The sequence below is a fragment of the Lactobacillus sp. C449L genome (genome assembly GCF_059900815.1).
On the sequence record NZ_JBWXGA010000128.1, the window covers coordinates 1 to 481 of the forward strand.

Annotated in this window: 1 protein-coding gene; it reads right to left on the bottom strand. The window is 47.2% G+C overall.

Annotated elements, in window-relative coordinates:
* Positions 1–249: 249 nt before the first annotated feature.
* On the bottom strand, positions 250–481 hold a 232-nt coding region (locus tag AC2JF9_RS08645; protein ID WP_500726949.1), incomplete at its 5' end, for a hypothetical protein.

The following is a 481-nucleotide window of genomic DNA, read 5'->3' on the forward strand; positions in this document are numbered from 1 at the left end:
CGAATAAGTGTGGCAACGCAAATTGCCACAAGGATTGAATTGCGGCCTGCCTCCCTCGCAGCGCGGGCGGGTCAGAACTCTGTAACTGTCAGGACAGCAGGAGGATTTAGCAGGGTCGATCTTGCAGGAAGGCTCATTATTCCAAGGAGATTGGACGATATGTTTCAACGCCTCATGTTCAATCTTACGAAGAAAACTTCGTGAATGGAGTTTCTAAAGGGTTTAGTAATATTGACGACGCCGTTCTGGCTACAATAAAAGGCTTGAGAGCTGTTGAGGAAACCTTGAAGAATCTGAAGAATGAATAAGAATTTTAATATAAAAGATGCTGCTATATTCGACTTCGCTCCAGGGTATGAAAATCGGAGGATTGGCGATCACGTCCAGGTTAACGCGGGTCGCTCGAACTACATCACCAATAGCAGAGTGACGATCGTCATCGAAAGTCTCAGGGACAGTTCCGGGCACGGGTGATTTCGGG